The 16,154-nt window shown below is 59.7% G+C and carries 12 protein-coding genes; 8 read left to right on the top strand and 4 right to left on the bottom strand.

Annotated features, from left to right (window positions below):
* Positions 1–214: 214 nt before the first annotated feature.
* Positions 215–1,450 (top strand): alpha/beta hydrolase, encoded by a 1,236-nt coding sequence (locus EOI86_RS18310; RefSeq protein ID WP_127766970.1) that lies wholly within the window; start codon positions 215–217, stop codon positions 1,448–1,450.
* Between the two features lie 38 nt (positions 1,451–1,488).
* On the opposite strand, the gene EOI86_RS18305 is transcribed toward EOI86_RS18310, so the two are convergent.
* A complete protein-coding gene (locus EOI86_RS18305) occupies positions 1,489–2,460 on the bottom strand; it encodes an aldo/keto reductase (RefSeq protein ID WP_127766968.1) in 972 nt (323 codons plus the stop codon).
* A gap of 109 nt (positions 2,461–2,569) precedes the next feature.
* The gene (locus EOI86_RS18300; protein WP_127766966.1) at positions 2,570–3,907 is read right to left on the bottom strand and encodes an amidase; all 1,338 of its coding nucleotides are present in this window, start codon (positions 3,905–3,907) and stop codon (positions 2,570–2,572) included.
* A gap of 200 nt (positions 3,908–4,107) precedes the next feature.
* Between EOI86_RS18300 and EOI86_RS18295 the strand changes: the two genes are divergently transcribed.
* From EOI86_RS18295 to EOI86_RS18270, 6 genes are all read left to right on the top strand, one after another.
* Complete coding sequence (locus tag EOI86_RS18295; RefSeq protein WP_127766964.1) at positions 4,108–5,034, top strand: DMT family transporter; 927 nt, start codon at positions 4,108–4,110, stop codon at positions 5,032–5,034.
* Positions 5,035–5,160: 126 nt separating this feature from the next.
* Positions 5,161–6,144 carry a TRAP transporter substrate-binding protein gene (locus EOI86_RS18290; RefSeq protein WP_127766962.1) on the top strand — a complete coding sequence of 328 codons (984 nt, stop codon included), beginning with the start codon at positions 5,161–5,163 and terminating at the stop codon, positions 6,142–6,144.
* A 76-nt stretch (positions 6,145–6,220) separates the two neighbouring features.
* On the top strand, positions 6,221–6,745 hold the full coding sequence (locus EOI86_RS18285; protein ID WP_127766960.1) for a TRAP transporter small permease: 525 nt from the start codon (positions 6,221–6,223) through the stop codon (positions 6,743–6,745).
* Complete coding sequence (locus EOI86_RS18280) at positions 6,732–8,036, top strand: TRAP transporter large permease (RefSeq protein ID WP_127766958.1); 1,305 nt, start codon at positions 6,732–6,734, stop codon at positions 8,034–8,036. The genes EOI86_RS18285 and EOI86_RS18280 overlap by 14 nt, the downstream gene beginning before the upstream one ends.
* A 106-nt stretch (positions 8,037–8,142) precedes the next feature.
* Positions 8,143–9,075: a 3,5-dioxohexanoate:acetyl-CoA acetone transferase gene (gene kce / locus EOI86_RS18275; protein ID WP_127766956.1), complete on the top strand. Its 933-nt coding sequence runs from the start codon at positions 8,143–8,145 to the stop codon at positions 9,073–9,075.
* 78 nt (positions 9,076–9,153) lie between these two features.
* Positions 9,154–10,272, top strand: a complete 1,119-nt coding sequence (locus tag EOI86_RS18270; RefSeq protein ID WP_127766954.1) for an NAD(P)/FAD-dependent oxidoreductase — start codon at positions 9,154–9,156, stop codon at positions 10,270–10,272.
* Here EOI86_RS18270 and EOI86_RS18265 read toward each other — a convergent pair.
* Both EOI86_RS18265 and EOI86_RS18260 read right to left on the bottom strand, forming a co-directional pair.
* Positions 10,269–11,447, bottom strand: coding sequence for a YeeE/YedE family protein (locus EOI86_RS18265; RefSeq protein ID WP_127766952.1), 1,179 nt, complete (start codon positions 11,445–11,447; stop codon positions 10,269–10,271). The genes EOI86_RS18270 and EOI86_RS18265 overlap by 4 nt on opposite strands.
* A 187-nt stretch (positions 11,448–11,634) precedes the next feature.
* Positions 11,635–15,282 (bottom strand): PAS domain-containing protein, encoded by a 3,648-nt coding sequence (locus EOI86_RS18260; RefSeq protein WP_127766950.1) that lies wholly within the window; start codon positions 15,280–15,282, stop codon positions 11,635–11,637.
* A 163-nt stretch (positions 15,283–15,445) separates the two neighbouring features.
* On the opposite strand from EOI86_RS18260, the gene EOI86_RS18255 reads away from it, so the two are divergent.
* On the top strand, positions 15,446–16,129 hold the full coding sequence (locus EOI86_RS18255; protein ID WP_161973893.1) for a GNAT family N-acetyltransferase: 684 nt from the start codon (positions 15,446–15,448) through the stop codon (positions 16,127–16,129).
* Positions 16,130–16,154: the final 25 nt, after the last annotated feature.

The following is a 16,154-nucleotide window of genomic DNA, read 5'->3' as shown; positions in this document are numbered from 1 at the left end:
GTCATCCCCTATTGCCGGTCGCACGCCCCTTTGTATTCCATGCGGGTCTTGCATGCAGGCGGCGGCGGAACCGGATACCCCTACCGGAACAATTGCTGGACTCTGACGTCCGTTGATGGCGTCACTATACCGGTTTCGGTCCACCCGCAAAGACGGGTGACAGAGGTTTTCGGTGGGCACATGTTGGCCTTCCGCATGGTGCAAGGGGGAAGGAATGCATTTTACTCAGGCGACGGACGCGCCAAACCTGAAAGAACAGGATACTCCCGCGGGCGGCCGGTTGGTCGTGACGGATGTTTTCGATGCCGGCGCTGACATGCCGGACGATCCGGTAACGGCGTATCGCTTGGCCCTGACGCGGGCCGCGGGGGCGGTGATGGCGCAAGGCGCCATGCCGCCGCATTTAAGCCGGATGGTGCTGTGGCTGCCGGATATCGGCGTCCTGCAGGATCGGCTGATAGATTATGACCTGGCGTTCCGTGAAACGCTGGCGGGGAATTTTCCTGCAATCACCGTGGTTGAAGACAGGGATCTGACAGGTCCGAAAATCGCCCTTTCCGCCGTGGTGCCGCCGGCTGGCGACCCGGATGCGAAAGTTTATGGGGATTTCACGCAGGCCGAGATCAATTTCCAATACAGCCCGCGGGCGCAGGCGCCCGATCACGATAAATATTTTGAGCTGTGGCGACTCTCGGGCCCGGCCTATCAGAAAAACCGCGTGGCGGAGGTTTGGTTCGGGGAAACTCCAGGGCAGAGTTTCGACCTGTTCCTCCCGGACGGGGTGGAAAACCCGCCGCTGCATCTGTTCATTCACGGCGGTTATTGGCAGGCGCTCGACAAACGCAATCACGCCCATATGGCGGACGCGATGTTGAAGGCCGGGATCGCTGTCGCGATGGTGAACTACGATCTGATGCCCGATGTCGATCTTTCGGAAATCCTGCGTCAATGTCGTGCCGCGGTCGCGCGTGCCTATGACGTGGCTGCGGATTACGGCTATGACCGTGACCGGTTGACGGTTTCCGGCCACAGCGCGGGCGGTCACCTTTCCGGCGCGCTGGCCTGCACGGATTGGGCGGATTTCCGGGACGACCTGCCGGCCGATCTACTGAAAGGGGCGGTGCCGATTTCAGGCCTGTTCGACTTGGAACCCCTGTCGAAGACCGGAATGCAGCCTGTCTTCCGGTTCACGGCGGACGATATCGCCGGTTTGAGTCCCATCAACATGAAGCCGGTTACCGCGATCCCGGTCGTATTGTCCGTGGGCAGCTTGGAAAGCCCGGAATTTCACCGGCAAAGCGCGCTATTCGCCGACCATATGCGCGCCCATGGTTGCCCCGTCTCGGAAGCGGTGATGGAGGGGCACCACCACTTCTCGATCGTCGAGGCACTGACAGATCCTGCGGTGCCCTTGACCGCAGCGATCATTGATCTTGCGAAGAACAGCTAGAGTGAAACGACGCTAGCATCCGGCCGCCGGAGGAAGGCTCAGCGCCGTTCCTCCAGGCGATCGGTTGCGGGCGGGGGCGTGCGCGTAAGCGCGCACATTTCCGCGTAGAGTTCCGGCGTCATTTCGACCTCGACCGACTTCAACGAAGGCTCAAGCTGTTCCAGGCTGCGCCCACCGATGATCGGGCAAGTGATCGCCGGATTGGCCGCGACCCAGGCCACCGCGAGCGATACGGGATGAATGTTCTTCTTTCCCGCGAAGGCTGAAAACGCCTCCGCCGTTTCGAAGACCCAGTCCTCGCCATAGCGGGCGGTGTATTCCTTGTTGGTGACAAGGCGGCCGCCGGCGGGACGGTTTTCCTTGGTGTATTTGCCGCTTAACAATCCGCCGCCGATCGGCGAATACGAGATCACGCCCAGGCCTTCTTCCATTGCCAGTGGCAGGATTTCTGATTCCACCTGCCGCTTTACCAGAGAATACATCGGCTGGATCACGTCGAACCGGGGCCAGCCGCGTCGTTCGGAAATGCCGAGCCCCTTGGCAACCTGCCAGGCCGCATAGTTGCTGGCGCCGATATGGACGACCTTGCCGCTGGAAACGAGGGAATCCAGCGCGCGCAGGGTTTCTTCCAACGGCACGCGCGGATCCCAGCGATGCATAAAAAGAATGTCCAAACGGTCCGTGCCGAGACGCTTCAGGCTGTCTTCGACCGCGCGGACGATGTGCCGGCGATTGGACCCACCGCCGTTAACGTCGTCCGCCATCTTGCCCCAGCATTTTGAGGTGATCACCAACTCGTCGCGATGCCCCGCCATGAACTTGCCTAGGATCTTTTCCGCGGCACCCTTGGAATAGACGTCGGCGCAGTCGAAGAAATTGATCCCGGCATCCCGGCAGGCCGTGTACATCCGCGCCGATTGCGCTTCGTCGGCGTCGCCGCCGAAAGACATTGTGCCGAAGCAGAGTTTGGACACGTTAAGGCCGGTCCGTCCCAGAAGTTTATAGTCCATTGCTGCAATCCTCCCCGTCTGAATGCGCGTGTTTTCCCGATGTTATCGCATTGGCCCCGTCATGCACGCAGTCTTCATCGTCATGTCGGTTCCGGCACATCCCGATGGGTCAGGATGTGCCGTTCCGTTCGACCCAGCGCGCCGTATTGAGTGTCGCCGCATCCGCCCCGAAGGGTCCGATGACCTGCACGCCAAGCGGCATGTCGCTTACGGTCAATAACGGCAGGGACACGCAGGGCAGACCCAGATAGGTCCAAGGTCCGTTGAAGGCTGGGTTTCCTGTCGTCTCGAAACCGCGCGGGGCAGTCCCGGCAGCCGATAAAGCGATGACGGCGTCGATGTTTTCGAACAGGGCGGCGAAGTCCTGCTGCAGCTTTTCCCGTGCCAGCAGTGCTTTGACATAATCGTCACCACGGATCTTTTCTGCCTCCGCCATTCTGGATTTCAGCATATCGCTGACCAATTCCGGGCTGTTTTCCAGGAGCGGTCCGTAATGCGCCAGGTCTTCAACGGCCATGACGGTCGCGTGCAGGGACAGGATGTCGTCGAAGGGGGCGGGCATTTCCGTTTCCACGCAGGTTTCGCCCAAGGATGCGACGAAAGCCGAAATCGCCTTCTGTGCCTCGTCATCCGCTTGGGGCCATGCCGGCGTCTTGATGAAAGCCAGCCGCGGCGGTTCTTCCCGCTCGGCCCGCAGGCCCGGCATCAAGGGCGCCCGGCTGCCGCGATAGCTGTGGGCATCGCCGGGATCGGGCAAGGAGAGCACGTCGGCGATCAGTGCAAGATCTTCCAGGCTCCGCCCGTAAACCCCGACGGTATCCAGCGTGTGGGACTGCATCAAAACACCCGAACGCGGGATCATCCCAAGCGTCGGCTTGAAGCCGTGGATACCGTTGAAGGAAGCTGGCCTGATGACCGATCCCCCGGTTTGCGTTCCAAGGGCCAGTGTCACTTGGCCGTCGGCGACCCCAGCACCGGACCCCGCTGAAGACCCACCAGGGGAACGGTCCAGGTCATGCGGGTTTCGGGTTTTCGATGGTGCGATATTGGCCAGTTCTGTCGTGACCGTCTTTCCCATGATGACCGCGCCGGCGGCGCGCAGGGCGGCGACACAAGCGGCGTCCGCCTGCGGCCGTCGGCCCTGATAGGCCGGCGAGCCGTTTTCCGTCGGCATATCCACGGTGTCGATGACATCCTTGATTCCGACCGGCACGCCGTGAAGCGGCGCAGGTTTCTCGCCCCGCGCCTTTTGGACTTTCAGGGCCGCATCGGCATCCCGCGCCTGACGAATCGCATAATTGGGGTTGAGATAGGCCCAGGCTTCCACCTCATTGTCCCGTGCGGCGACACGGTCGAGGCAATCGGCCATCAAGTCTTCCGCGGTGAAATCGCCGGCTGCGATGCCGGCGGCTGCGTCGACCGCAGTCAATTCGTTGAGCTTCCCCATCTCGCCTTTTCCTTCAATCCAATTCCCGCCAAACCCAAGGCATCATCTTGACCCATGGCTGCCAGGGTATCGGTCACGACCGCAGGCTTGAAGTCCATTCCCTGCATAGGTGTTTTTGCATAAGCCGGTAGTGCATGTTTGGGTGACGTCTGGCATGTACGGATCCAAGATTTTCCCGTATCCCCGAAAGGATTGCAGCGATGGAGAAGAAAGACCGGATTGATGCGTTCGGCGCCGCCGTGCTTCTTGGCTTTTCCATGCTGATGGGACTCAATCAGGTGATGATCAAGCTGGTGAATGCCGGCTTCTCGCCGGTGTTTCAGGCCGGTTTGCGGTCCGCTTGCGCCTTGATTCCGGTCGTCCTTTTCGCGCTCATCATGCGCAGAAAACTCTCCGTGCGAGACGGCTCCTTGCTGCCGGGGCTATTCAGCGGAAGTCTGTTTGCCGTAGAATTCATGCTGCTTTTCACGGCGCTGGAATACACTGCGGTCTCCAGGGCCTCTATCTTCATGTATACGATGCCGGTTTGGGTCGCCATCGGCGCCCATTTCCTGATTCCGGGCGAACATCTGACACCGCGACGGGCGCTGGGCCTTGTCCTGGCGGTCCTCGGCGTCGGTGTTGCGATGCTGGACGAACCGCCGAGTTGGACACCGAACGCCTTGTTGGGCGACATGATGTGTATCGCCGGCGCGATGTGCTGGGCGGGAATCGCGCTCACCGCGCGAACGACGAAACTGTCGAAATCCTCACCCGAGATGCAATTGACCTATCAACTAGTCGTTTCCGCGCCCATATTGCTGGCTGCCGCCTTGTATATCGGCAACCCCATCCGCGAACCGACCGCGGTGATCCTTGGGTTGTTCGCCTTTCAGGTCCTTGTCGTCGTCAGTATCGGGTTTTTGTGCTGGTTCGCGATTTTGCGGATCTACCCCGCCTCCGACATGACGTCTTTCAGTTTCCTCGCACCCGTGTTCGGTGTCTTGGCAAGCTGGGTCATACTGGACGAAAAATTGTCACTATCGATTGTGCTGGCGCTGGTGATGGTCGGCGCGGGGATCTTCTTGATCAGTTGGCGGCGAAAAGTTCCTTTGGTTGTGCCCAAGTCACAACAGCCTGATCAATAAGTGTTAACTCGCTAACATTTCTCCTGTGGACTCGCGGCGGTTTTTGCCGAACAGTTACTATTGAGCTACCGCGGCATCCTTAAATAACCGTAAGTCAAAAAGCCGCTGGTTAGACGGGAGGAAAATATGAACGTACTGAAAACCCTGGGTTTGGGGTGTGCCCTTACTGTGTTCGCGGCCCTACCGGCCAATGCGGAAACCACCCTCGTCGGCGCTGTGCAGTTCGACGAAACCCATGCATTTACCAAGGCATTGCGTAAGTTCGAGGAAGAAGCCGCTTCCTGTTCGGGCGGATCTCTCAAGTTCGATCTGCACCTGAATTCCGAGCTTGGCCTGGAAAAGGACTATTTCGAAAACATGAGCCAGGGCATCGCGGTCGATTATGCGATCGTCAGCCCGTCGCATATGTCGACCTTTTCCCAGAAGGCGCCGTTGATGGACATGCCGTTCCTGTTCCGTGACCTGGATCATTGGAACAAGGTCATGGAAGTCGATGCGCTGGCGCCGCTCGCCGCGGATGTGTTGAAAACCGCGAACGTGCGGCTGATCGGCTATGCCGGTGGCGGAACGCGGCAGCTCATCGTGAACCGCCCGGTCACCAACATGTCGGAGTTGGAAGGATTGCCCATGCGTGTCATGGGGGCCCCGATCCAAACCCGGATTTTCGAGGCGATCCAGGCGCAACCGTCCGTTATTGCCTATTCCGAGGTCTATAACGCCATCCAGACCGGCGTTATCGATGCCGCGGAAAACGAAGCCGCCGGTATTGAGCAGATGAAGTTCTACGAAGTCGGGCCGCATATCGCGTTGACCGCGCATGCGATCACCGTTCGCCCGATCGCCTTCTCGAACGCGACCTTCGAGCGTCTGACGCCCGCGGAACAGGAATGTGTCCTGAAAGCCGGCAAGATGGGCGGGAAACTCGGCCGGGATATCGAATCCGGTCAGGATTCCGCCAAACTCAAGGCCATGGAGGAAAAGGGCTGGTTGACCACCCATGCCTTCACTGAACGCGAAAAGCTTCTGGAATTGGCTGGACCGGTCAAGGAAGCCTACGCGGCGGAACTTGGCGCAACCGATGTCCTGAAGGCCATCGAAGCGGTCAAATAGTCAACGTCCCGCAAGTCCGGCAGGATGTTGAAGCATCCTGCCGGACTTCTTTTACCCAATCGTTTGGACCGAGTTCATGCGCAGCGTTTTAAACGCATATTATAGGCTGCTTAAAGTCATTCTGACCGTACTGATGGGCGTGTTGATCGTTCCGGTCGGCATGCAGATTCTCAGCCGGTATACGGGGCTGATTCCACGGTTCATCTGGACCGAGGAGATCGCACGATTCTGTTTCGTCTGGATCATCCTGATTGGCGCCATGATTGCCGTGCGGGATGGAACGCATTTCGATGTTGATGTCCTTCCACACAGTCGCAATCCGGCGGTTGAGTTCCTGTTCAAGATACTCTGCTACGTCGCCATGTTCGTCGTGGCGATGACGTTTATCTATTACGGGCGTGACTTCGCGATCTTAGGGTCCCGCCAGTTGTCCGAGATTTCAGGCTTGCCGATGTTGACGATCTACATTGCCTGGCCCGTGGCCGGCTTTACCTGGACGATCTTCCTGATAGAGAAGGTCTACGACGCCACCGTCGAATTCCGGACCGGCAAACAGAGCCCTATTCAGTACATCGCAGGGGAAGATCATGGGGCCGGGTGAAGTCGCCGCTGTATTGTTCGGTTTGTTCGGTATTCTTGTTTTGGTTCGCGTACCGGTGGCATTCGCTTTGGCCCTGGCGGTCGTGCCCGTCTTCTTCATTGAGGAACGGTTGACGCCGGTTCTTCTGCTGCGGGAAATGTTCAAGAGCTACAATGCTTTCGTTCTTCTGGCCGTGCCGTTCTTTTTGCTGGCGGCCAATCTGATGAATTCCGCGGGCATCACCGACCGTTTGATCCGCCTCGCCCGCGCCCTTGTCGGCCATTTGCCGGGCGGGTTGGGGCATGTGAACGTTGTCGTCAGCATGTTGTTCGCCGGCATTTCCGGCAGTTCGACGGCGGATGCGGCCGGTATCGGTTCCCTTTTGATCCCGCAAATGAAAAAGCAGGGGTATGACACTTCGTTCGCGGTCGCGATCACGGCCTGTTCCAGCGTCATGGGCGTTATCATTCCGCCGTCTATTCTTATGGTCGTCTGGGGTGGGTTGATGTCGGTTTCGATCGGCGGCCTGTTCCTGGCCGGTGTCGTGCCGGGCGTCTTGATCGCCGGGTCGCAGATGCTGACCGTCTATGTCTATGCCAAACGCCGCGGATATCCGGTTTACGATCGCTCCACTTTCAAGGAATTGATGGTGGCGACGGCCAGCGCTTCATTGGCGCTGATGACCCCGTTGATCATCGTCGGCGGTATCGTTGGCGGCTTCTTCACGCCGACGGAAGCATCCGTCGTCGCCGTCATCTACTCGCTGATCTTGGGGGTCATGGTCTATCGTTCCGTCGAACTGAAGCGGTTGCCGAAAATCCTTTACGACAGTGCACGCTTCGCGGCGATTTCGCTCTTCTGCATCGGAACGGCCTCGGCCTTCGGGTGGTGCCTCGCCTATTTCAAAATCCCGGCTGCCCTTGTCGCGCAGATTGAGATGATGGGCCTGGGCATCATCGGGACAGGGGTAATGTGCGCCCTTGCCTTCCTGCTGATCGGCATGTTCATCGACGCGATTCCGGCGATCATCATTCTCGGCACTGTGCTCTATCCGGTGACACAGCATGTCGGCATGCACCCGATTCATTTCGCCATAATCGGGGTGATCAGCCTTGCCTTCGGCTTGGTGACGCCGCCCTATGGCATTTGCCTGTTGATCTCAGCCGCGATCGGCAAGATCCGTCTCATCGATGCGTTGAGGGATGTGTGCGTCATTCTATTCCCCATGCTTCTGGTTCTTGGAGTCATCATTGTTTTTCCCGATGTCGTTATGGCCATTCCCCGCCTGATAATGCCGAAATACGTGAACTAGGCGCTCCCCTTGCCGAGCGGGTGCGCCGCCGCCTATTCTGCGCACCAACGTTCTGCGCACCAACGAAATCCGCGTATCGACAAAAACAGTATCCCAGGGGGAAACCATGGCCAGCCGTAACAAAGTGATCATCACCTGTGCCGTCACAGGGTCCATCCACACGCCGACGATGTCGGAACATCTGCCGATCACACCGGACGAAATCGCGACGCAGGCAATCGAAGCGGCGGAAGCCGGCGCGTCGATTCTGCATCTGCATGCCCGCATGCCGGAAGACGGCCGTCCGACCCAGGACCCGGACGTCTATATGAAGTTCCTGCCGCGCATCAAACAGTCGACCAACGCCGTGGTGAACATCACGACCGGCGGCGGGCTGGGCATGTCGGTGGAAGAGCGGCTCGCGCCCTCCCTCGTTGCCGAGCCTGAGGTCTGCTCCCTCAATATGGGGTCGATGAATTTCGGGATCTTCCCGATGCTCGAGAAATACGACGAATGGAAGTACGATTGGGAACCGGAATACTTGGAAAACACCAAGGATTTCATCTTCAAGAATACGTTCCGCGATATTGAGAGCATCCTGACCCGGATGGGCGACAAGGGAACGCGTTTCGAATTCGAATGCTACGATGTCGGTCATCTCTATACACTGCGCCACTTCTTCGACCGTGGCCTGGTAAAGGCGCCGGTGTTCATCCAGTTCGTCATGGGTATCCTGGGCGGTATCGGGGCCGATACGGAAAATCTGGTCTTCATGAAAAAGACGGCGGACAAGCTGTTTGGCGATCAATACCGTTGGTCGATCCTGGGTGCCGGCCGCATGCAGATGCCCTTGGCGGCGGTCGCCGCGGGCATGGGCGGCAATGTGCGCGTCGGACTTGAAGACAGTCTTCTGATCAGCCGCGGGAAACTGGCCGTCTCGAACGCGGAACAGGTGAAAAAGGTCCGCAGCATTATCGAGAGCCTTTCGCTGGAAGTCGCGGAACCGGACGAGGCGCGTGAAATCCTAAGCCTGAAGGGCGGCGACACCGTCAAATTTTGATGCTGACGGCGTCCGTCCAGGGCCTGCTGGCTCGGGATGGGCGCCGTTTCTTTTTGTGTTTTATGTAGAGGTGGGTACATGGCCGAAACGGCAGATATTCTCGTCATCGGTGCCGGCATCGCCGGCGCTTCCGCGGCCGGGCTGCTGGCGGAGGAGGCCACCGTAATTCTACTCGAAGCGGAGGACCGCCCCGGATACCACACGACGGGACGTTCGGCGGCGACCTGGATTCAGTATTATGGGCCACAGCCGGTCCGGGCGATGACCAAGGCGAGCTGGACTTTTCTGGATACGCCGCCGGAAGGCTTCTGCGACGGACCGTTGTTGAAACGGCGTGGCGAAATGTTGATTGGCGCGAAGGGACAGGCGGATCTTCTGAAGGAGGAAATCGCCAATGCGCCCGGCATGCAATGGCTGTCACCGGAACAGGCCAAGGCGCTGATTCCCGCTTTGAAAACGGATATGATCGACGGGGCCGCCTATGACCCGGATGCCCAGGATATCGATGTGGACATGCTGCATCAGGGCTATTTGCGGCTGTTCAAGCGGCGGGACGGACAGCTTGTCTGCGACGCGCGCGTGACCGGCATTGCCAAGCAGGACAAGGGGTGGACGGTCAGCGCCGGCGGCGTCGATTATCAGGCCGGGATCGTGGTCAACGCGGCCGGTGCTTGGGGCGATGTGGTTGCAGAACTGGCGGGGGTCGCCCCGGTCGGGCTGGTACCGAAACGCCGATCGGCGGCCATGGTGACGCTAGCGGGCAACCCCGATGTCCGGGACTGGCCGCTCTGCGCGGCGGTGGATATGAGTTTCTATATCCGTCCGGATGGTGGCCGGTTGATGGTATCGCCGGCAGATGAAACACCGTCCGATCCCTGCGACGCCTTCGCCGAGGATTTCGACGTGGCGGTCGGCATCGACCGGATGCAGACCTTCACTGAGCTTGAGGTGACCCGTGTCGAGAATACCTGGGCAGGCCTGCGGACCTTTGCGCCCGATGGCGTTCTGGTAAACGGCTTCGACCCGGATGCGGAAGGCTTCTACTGGCTGGTCGGTCAGGGGGGATACGGTATTCAATCCGCTCCCGCGATGGCTGAATTCGCCGCGACGACGATCAGGGGTGAGCCCTTGCCGGAAGGTCATGCCGCGGCCGGTGTGATCGCAGCCGAGGTTTCGCCTTCGCGTTTCAGAGTCTAAAGCCCGAACAGGGGGCGCAGCCGCAAGGCCAGAAGATTGCCGACACCGGCGCATGCCAACCACAAGATGCCGTGAAGGCTGCCCGAAGCGGTGCCGCTGAAGAAACTGCCGATATTGCAGCCGAAGGCGAGGCGCGCACCGTAACCCAACAGCAGGCCGCCGATGACGGCCGCAGCGGCGGGCCGGACACCTATCCTGAATCCGGGGGAAAATTTGCCGGCGATACCGGCGGCGGCCAATGCGCCGATCATGATGCCGAAATTCATCAGCGAGGTCGTATCCGCCAGCAGGTTTTGCGAGAGGGCTCCCGTTCGCCTTTGCCAATAGTCCCAATCCCCAACGGGAATACCCAATGTATCCGCCCCTTGCGCGCCCCATAGGGCGAAGGCGGATGTAATGCCCCAGGGCCGCCCGGCGAGCGCCAGGGTCGCGTAGTTCAACAGGGCGAGCGCAATGGCGCCCCATATCCAAGGCCAGGCGCCGCGCCATAGCGGGTGGCGTAGCGCATCGCCATCGCGTTGGTGGGATATGAGCCGCCCGTGTTTCCGATGTTCGATCCAGACCGACAAGGCGGCGATACCGCCGAACAAGGCCAGGGCCATCACCAAGGCCGGCCACGCGCCGAAAATTCGGATGACGGAAACCGGACCGAAGGAAGGCAGCGCCAGCCACCAGCCCAGATGATGCGTTGCCGCGACTGAACCTATGACAAAGAACAGCAAGGTAATCGCCATACGGCTGTTGCCGCCGCCGACCGTGAACAAGGTTCCGCTGGCGCAGGCGCCGCCCAGCTGCATGCCGATGCCGAACAGAAAGGCGCCAACGGCGACCGACAGGCCCACGGGGGCGACGAATCCGCCGACCCTGTGTCCGAACAATTCACGGGCTTCGATCGCGGGGAAGAACAGCAGACAGGCGATGGCCAGCATCAACATCTGACCGCGCAGCCCGGCGCCGTGTCCCTCGGACAGGAAAGCGCGCCAGCTTCCCGAGAACCCAAAGCTGGATGCGTAGAGGGTAATCCCCATTGCCAGGCCGATGCTGAACAGGGCTGCCTTGCGAGCGCCCTGGTCAAGACCGACATCCAAAAGGATCAGCGCCGCCATCAGAACCGCCAATACGATCGCGAACCGGTTTTTCGCATGACTGCGGGAGGTCTCGGCCGATACGGCCATCAATATTCCTTTCCGATCGGGCAAAGCATCGTGACCCTCGGTCTCCTACTGTACCATGTGTCGGGTTGTGTCGATGCGGCAGGGGCTGAATTCATGTCACATTCGCGAGAGACGGTGGCGCAGTACGGCTGGATCCGGCGCAGTTCGACCTGGGGGCTCGGAAATGACCGGCGGCTCCGGCTATGCGTTATTCGGCCGCCGTCGGGCGGCTTTTGTCGCCGCCGCGGCTGCGGCCGTCCTGGTTGGGCCCGCGAAACCCCGTGCAGCGGCCGATGGCATCGAACAGAAGGTCCGGCAATACGGGTTTCGATACGAAGTCGTCCATCCCGCATTGAAGGTATTGTTCCCGGCTGCCGCGCATGGCGTTCGCCGTGACGCCGATGATGGGGGTGTGACGCCCAGATTCCCACTCGGTCTCGCGGATCAGTTTGGTTGCGGTCAAACCGTCGATATCGGGCATTTGAACATCCATCAGGATGATGTCGAAATTGCTTTCACGACACGCCTTCAGAGCATCCCGGCCATTGCCGACCAAGGTGGTTTCATGCCCCGCCTTCACTAGGAACGCCTTGATCAGGTGCTGGTTGATTTCCCGATCCTCTGCGATCAGGACTCGCAGCGTTCTGGCGGGAAGGCGCAGGTAAGGCGCGTCGGCGCCTTTTTCTTTTTCGGCGGGACCGGCCTTGCCAGGTTGCAAGGGAACGGTGAACCAGAAGCGGCTTCCTTTCCCGTACTCGCTCTTGAAGCCGATTTCCCCATCCATCAGCGCGACAAGTTCGCGGCAAATTGCAAGGCCCAGGCCGGTTCCGCCGAACTGCCGGGTCGTGGAGCTGTCTGCTTGCGAGAATTTCTCGAACAGGCGGTGCTGTTGATTTTTCGGAACACCCAGACCGGTATCCACGACATCGAACGTCACGCTCAGCCCGCCATCCGTCTGTTCGACCACCTTGGCGGACAGCGTGACGGAACCGGTCTTCGTAAACTTCACCGCATTGCCCAGCAGGTTGATGATGATCTGGCGCAATCGAGTCGGGTCGCCATGCACGATGCCGGGGTTGTTTTCGATTGGTCGTTGGGCGAATTCCAGACCTTTCGCCGCAGCGCGCGGGCCAAAGATCTTTTTCATGCTTTGCAGCAATTCGGCGAGGTCGAAATCGACTTCTTCTATGTCGACATGTCCCGCTTCGATCTTGGCCAGGTCCAACAGGTCGTCGATCAGCGACAGAAGTGTTTCCGACGATGTGGTAATTGCATCCAGGTATCCTGCCTGTTCAGTGCGCAGACCCGTCGTGGCAAGAAGTTGTGCGCCGCCGATCACGCCGTTCATCGGTGTGCGTATCTCATGACTCATATTCGCCAGGAAATCGGACTTGGCCTTGTTGGCCGCTTCCGCGCGGTCGCGTTCCGCCGCATAGTCCGCCGCCAGTTTGGCCATCTGTTCGGCCTGACGTTCCAGTTCCATATTGGCAGCGGCCAAGTCGCGAATGGATTCTTCCAGCTTCTGCTCCGCTGCCTTGCGGTCGGAGATATCGTGGATGGACCCTGCCAGCCTGGTTGCCTTGCCGTCCGGCTTGCGTTCGGCAGATGCCCGGATATGAATCCAAACCTCCCGCCCATTTTCCATTCGCGCAAGCGCTTCCAGGTTCAGCGGTTTGTTGTCGACGATATGGTCACGGGTTGCTCGGTCCAGGCGTTCCATGTCTTCGCGACAAAGCCTGTCCAGGGCAAGGTTGGAAGGATGGACCGAACTGTTGGATTCAATCTCAAGGATTTCCCGGAACCGGGGGGAGGTAAACACCATGTCCTCCCCGATATTCCATATCCACAGTCCCGCGGCGGACCCGGCGGTGGCGAGCTCGAACCGTTCCTCGCTCTCGCGCAGGGCCTGCTCTTTTTCCAGGCGATCGGTAATGTCGACGCCGGACGTCACATATCCGATGACCTTGCCTGTTTCGTCATACTGCGGCGTATAGGTCCAGTCGACGTATTTGATCTTGGTGCCGTTTCGATAGAATTGTGGCTTGCTCGTCCATTCCACCGCCTTCATCACACCTTGATCGTTCATGATTCCGACGGTGTAGTTGAAGGTCTCTCCCGCAAGCGCCCGTTCCGCGATCTTCTTTACGATGTTGAATCGTTCCGGAGTCATCGTCACCGAGATTTCCTGGCCCCGTAGATCTGCTTGGGAAATGCCTGAGAATTCCGTGAATGCGGGGTTCACGAAACGGTAGCGCAGATCGGAATCGATGCTGGCGATCAAGGTCGGTGCCGTATCGAGCACTAGGCTCAAAGTCGCTTCGCTCTCGCGGACTGCCGCTTCGCTCCTGACGCTGTCGACTACGTCCAAGCCGACCAGAACCACACCGGCAACGTTGCCATCCGACCCGAGATGCGGGGCCATAGACCAATCCTCGCATCGCAGAGTTCCGTTGCTATCCGTCCAATCGACCCGAAGTCTTTCCAGCGACCCGCTGACGAAGGCGCGCAAAAGCCGAGCTTTTAGAACGTCATACTGCGCAGGGGGGATGACGTCCTCAATCTTCTTACCGATAACGCCCGAATACAGGTTTCCGGTGCTGTCCAGGAAGGCTCGGTTGGCAAAGGTCAGCGATTGCTGATCGTCGATATAGGCGATCAGGGTGGGGGTCGCCTCAGTCACGGTGCGCAGCAGCCCCTCGCTTTCGCGCAGCGCGTTTTCAGTTTTTAACCGTGACGTAATCACGTGGCCTGAGGCGATCAGACCGACGACCTTGCCGGACGCATCGTGATGGGGTGTCCATGTCCATTCAACCAATTCCTCCCCGCCATCCTTGTGCGCATGCCTGCCGATATTGATCCTGGTTTGGCCGGAAAAGGCCCGCTTCAGGTCCGGGATGACGGCTTCATACCGCTCACGCGGAATAACGTCGGAAATATGCTTGCCTTCAAGTTCTTCCTGCGTGCCGCCGAAGAATTCGGCATAGGCCCGGCTGCAGAACTTGAAGATCAAATCCGTGTCGAGATAGGTCAGCAGGTTCGGCGTGGAATCGGTAACCAGGCGCAGCAGGTCTTCCGTGCCCGCCAGCGCGGCGCTTGTCGCGGTATTTTCCGTGATGTCCTCGGCCGCGACGATGATGCCGGCCGCGTCGTCCTGACCCAGCCGAAGCGGCATGGCGGTGGAACGCAACAGCGGTCTTTTGCCATCAACTTCGAAGTTTACCTCGAAAGTCACGGCACCGTCGGAACGAGCCGAATCCAGCATGGGTTTCACGATGAAATACCGGTCGCGGCCAATGATGGTTTCCAGGCTTATTCCCGCGATATCCTGGTCATGCGGGATTTGCCAACGGTTCCGGTAGGCCCGGTTGGCGTCGATAAAACGGTGCCGTCGGTCGAACACGGCGATCATCGCCGGCGACGCGTCCATGGCCTGTTTCAGAACGATATTGCGCTCAGAGACCCTGCCCTGGGCATGGACCGTATTGTCCGGTTCGGAAGGCGACGCCGTCAGCAAGGCGATCGGCCCAAAGCTGTCGTTCAGGCGAATGGCATGCAGACTATGGGAAATACCGGGCTTGCCGGTGGTCTGCAGCGGCTGCTTGAAGGTGTGGGAATGTCCCGTCTCGATACACAGGCGCACGGTCGTTTCCGTGTGCCCGTCCGGGATCAGGTCCCGCAGGCTGACACCTGGCTCCGGCGGTATGGCAAGCGGCAGCGATGCGAAACCATCGTTGAACCAAACCACGGCGGCATCGCCATCGGTTTCAATCCGGATGACGCAAGACGGATCTGTCGTTCCGGCCAAAATGGACCTTAGCGACGCGTCGATACCGTGGAATGTTTCAACCTTGGACATGCTGGTCACTGTATCAGATCAGTCCCCCTCGGAATATGTACCAACTTATGTCGCAAAACGCTAATGGGATGCATGGACGCGTCCTGATACCTGGAAGGATAGGCGGATGAAATCGATGACCCCGGAAGACACAGCCAGCTGCCGGAACCGCAGGGGACCGCAAATGGACGATCTGACGACCCTGCCGTCGGGCGTTCATCCCGGTCGTACGGCGTTGCGGGGCGACCATGTGGTCCTGGCGCCGCTGAACCCCATAGAGCACGGCGCCCTGCTGCAGGAAGCGGTTGTGGATTCGCTGACGGTGGAGACATCATGGCGTTTCATGCCCCTGATGCCCTCAGGCGACGAGGCTGGGACCATGGCTTGGCTGAAGCAATGTGCGGGTTCCGCGGAACCGTCCTTCTATGCGTTGCTGACACCCGAAGGCGACGAAGCCGGCGGCATGGTCAGCTACCTGAATATCGTTCCCCAGAACGGGACCGTCGAATTGGGGCATATCTGGTTCAGGCCCGCATGGCGCGGATCTGTCCGAACCACCGAAGCCATCTTTCTGATGATGGTCCATGCATTCGACAAGCTCGGCTATCGCCGCGTTGAATGGAAATGCGATGCCATGAACGCACCGTCGCGCGCGGCCGCCTTGCGGTTCGGGTTCCGTTTCGAAGGGGTGTTCCTGAACCACTACATCATCAGGGGGCGGAACCGCGATACGGCTTGGTATTCTATCACCGCGGAAGAATGGCCGGCGGTCCGGGAGGCCTTCCAGACGTGGCTGGAGGACGGCAATTTCGACGAGGGGGGCGGGCAGAAGACCGCGCTCAGCACCTTGACCCGCGCGCTCTGGTAAGGGCGGGCCAAGCGTAAGGGGCGCG

Source organism: Hwanghaeella grinnelliae, from assembly GCF_004005845.1.
GTDB lineage: Bacteria > Pseudomonadota > Alphaproteobacteria > UBA8366 > Aestuariispiraceae > Hwanghaeella > Hwanghaeella grinnelliae.
This window is presented reverse-complemented; position numbering and strand designations above follow the sequence as displayed.